The organism is Archangium sp. (assembly GCF_036388035.1).
Classification (GTDB): Bacteria; Myxococcota; Myxococcia; order Myxococcales; family Myxococcaceae; genus Archangium.
The window spans coordinates 1-2677 of the sequence record NZ_DASVSO010000271.1 but is presented as its reverse complement, the minus strand read 5'-3'; the positions used below and the strand labels follow the sequence as shown (position 1 = coordinate 2677).

The 2677-nt window shown below is 67.3% G+C and carries 3 protein-coding genes; 1 reads left to right on the top strand and 2 read right to left on the bottom strand.

Annotated elements, in window-relative coordinates; genetic code table 11:
* Window positions 1-1377: GAF domain-containing sensor histidine kinase (locus tag VF697_RS11440; RefSeq protein ID WP_331094200.1), on the top strand; the 1377-nt coding region annotated here is incomplete at its 5' end.
* A 3-nt stretch (window positions 1378-1380) separates the two neighbouring features.
* On the opposite strand, the gene VF697_RS11435 is transcribed toward VF697_RS11440, so the two are convergent.
* Together VF697_RS11435 and VF697_RS11430 are read right to left on the bottom strand one after the other, a co-directional pair.
* Complete coding sequence (locus VF697_RS11435; RefSeq protein ID WP_331094198.1) at window positions 1381-2106, bottom strand: double-CXXCG motif protein; 726 nt, start codon at window positions 2104-2106, stop codon at window positions 1381-1383.
* A gap of 24 nt (window positions 2107-2130) precedes the next feature.
* Window positions 2131-2677 (bottom strand): TIGR02269 family lipoprotein (locus VF697_RS11430; protein WP_331094195.1); only part of this gene is annotated, 547 nt, incomplete at its 5' end.

Genomic DNA, 2677 nt, shown 5'->3' with positions numbered 1-2677 from the left:
CTGGTGCCGGACGAGCTGGACGAGGTGAGCCAATCCATCAACGAGATGCGCCTGTCGCTGCGCGCCGAGATGGCCGAGCGCAGGAGGGCGGAGGCGGCGAATCACTTCCTCGCCGAGGCCAGCAAGCAGCTCGCCGTGTCGCTCGACTACCAGGAGGTCACGGACTGCATCTGTCGGCTCGCGGTGCCGGAGCTGGCGGACCTGGCGGTCTGCTTCGTGACGAGCCAGGGCGACACCCTGCGGCTGTCGTCCATCGCCGCGTCATCGCCCTACCAGGCCGAGCTCGCCGACGAGCTGCTTCACCGCTGGCCCATGGCCCTCGATGTGCGGCGCGAAGGCGTGTCGGCGCTCGCGAGCGAGCACCTCGTCTCCGTCCCCGACATCGCGCACTCGGAGCTGCGGGAGCTCGTCCCGAATGCAAACCACCGCCGGGTGCTCCAGACGCTCGGCTGTCGCTCGTACGTCGCCGTGCCACTGCATGCCCACGGCAAGCGGCTCGGTGTGCTGACGCTCCTGCGGCTGCGGGAGGCGCCGCGCTATTCCGGACGCGGAGACCTGGAGTTGCTCGAGGAGTTTGGCCGCCGTGCGGCCACCGCGCTGGACAACGCGCTCCTCTACCGCGAAGCGCAGGAGGCCATCTGCATGCGTGACGAGTTCCTCACCGTGGCCTCCCACGAGTTGAACACCCCGCTCACCTCGCTCCGGCTCCAGGCCCAGCGGCTCGAGCGCCTGAGTCGGAAACCCTGCGACGAGGCGGACTTTCGTGAGGCGGTGCGGAAGACGGTGGGAGGGGTGGACCAGCAGATCGATCGGCTCCGGCGGCTCGTCGACTCGTTGCTGGACGTCTCGGAGCTCGAGACGGGGCGGTTCTCCCTCGAGCGGGAGGAGGTGGACCTGACGGAGCTCGTGGGCGAGGTGCTCGAGCGGCTCTCCGAGCCACTCCTGAGAGCGCGCTGCCCGGTGGAATTGCGAACGGCGGGTCGGGTCGTGGGCCGGTGGGACCGGCTGCGATTGGAGCAGGTCATCATCAGCCTGCTCGGCAACGCGATGAAGTTCGGGGCCGGCAAGCCCATTGAAGTCCAGGTGCTCGCCCCGCAGGGCCAGGCCCAACTCGTGGTGAAGGATCAGGGGATGGGGATTCCCGTCGAGGAGCAGTCCCGGATCTTCGAGCGGCTCGCGCGGGCCGTCTCCGAGCGTCACTTCGGAGGGCTGGGCCTGGGGCTCTTCATCGCCCGGCAGATCGTCGAAGCGCACGGGGGAACCATCCGGGTCGAGAGCGAGCCCGGCGCGGGCGCCACGTTCATCGTCGAGCTGCCCCTGCACCTGCCTGTCTCACCGCACTCGGAGCCCGCCGGACAGGGGGACGCCGCGCACTGAGGGTCAGTGGACCTCCATCTCCTGGAACACCACACCGTCCAGCTCCAGGCGCTTCACCGCCTCCACCATGCGCTCGTTGGCGATGATGCAGCCAGGCCAGTCACGGAGGCGGAAGAGGTCGACGTGCTCGGGCAGCGACGAGGCGTCGAGCCAGATCCTCTTCGGGAGGTGGTTCGAGTTGCTACCACAGGTAGGGCAGAGGGGCTTGTGCTCTGGCGGAAGGCAATCGGGGTGGAACCGGCCGTGCAACTCCAGTTGCAGCTGTAGCAACTCGGGTGCGTGCTTCGTGCGGAAGCGGACCTTGATGGGGCAGCCTTGGAGACCGCGGATGCTGGCCGCCTGCAAACGCTCCAGGGCCTCGCGGCGCGCGCAGAGGGTCCAGGAGTTCTGCATGTAGAGCTGGCCGAAGTACCCCAACCCGGAGCCCTCCACCGGGCCGAAGGATGCCCCTGGTTGCAGGATGGCCCACGAGGGGAGGAGGGGAAGGACCAGCTCGCGCAGCCGGACGTACTCCTCGTACGGCACCGGCTCCGGTTCGTGGAACTTCTCGCGCTCCGGGAGGCTCGAGAGGTCCACACAGGGATAGGGAAGCCCTGCCACACCACCACCCAAGCGGCAGGTCGGACACGGTTGAGACCAATCCACGCCGGGCAATCCCCATGTGTGTCCGGCGTTCAGGTATCCCGTGTAGCGAGGGGCCTTGTCCTCTGTGAGGCTGTAGAACTTCACGCGTCTTCATCCTCCATTTCGCGCTCAGTCGGCGAAGAGCTGGGGACCCGGCGGAACAAGCGAGTGACTGTAAGGCATGATGGGGCCAACGATGTCGAAGCGATAGGCCAGCTCGAAGGCTTTGCGCATCATTTCCTCCTGAGGGATTCGGCGTTGCTCATTGGCTTTCATGAACTGCCGCCATGCCGCGTTCCATGGGCCGCCTTTCGCGCCGCGATGGATGCGCAGGTGCACCTGCTCTGGAAGGACCATCGTCCATGCGTGGACGTCGATGCCATTGTCACTGAGCCACTTCCTGAACTCCTTCGCTTGAGGGAACAGGTGGTGTTTGAACAGCTTTCCTTCGAGCCGGGGAAAGGCCGGGAGATAGCCGTGGCGGTAGCGGAAGTGGAACGCCATCCGGGGCTGTGCATTCGCTCGAAGCCCCACGCGCCTCCAGTTGCGCTGGGTGCTAGGGCCGCGCATGGGAGGGCGATAGCGCACCAGCTCCACACCCTGCGCGAGGGACGCGCCCTCCCTCGCCTCCGGGTCCACGTCCCCGCAGTCGAAGACGCCGCACTCCCCCTCGTCG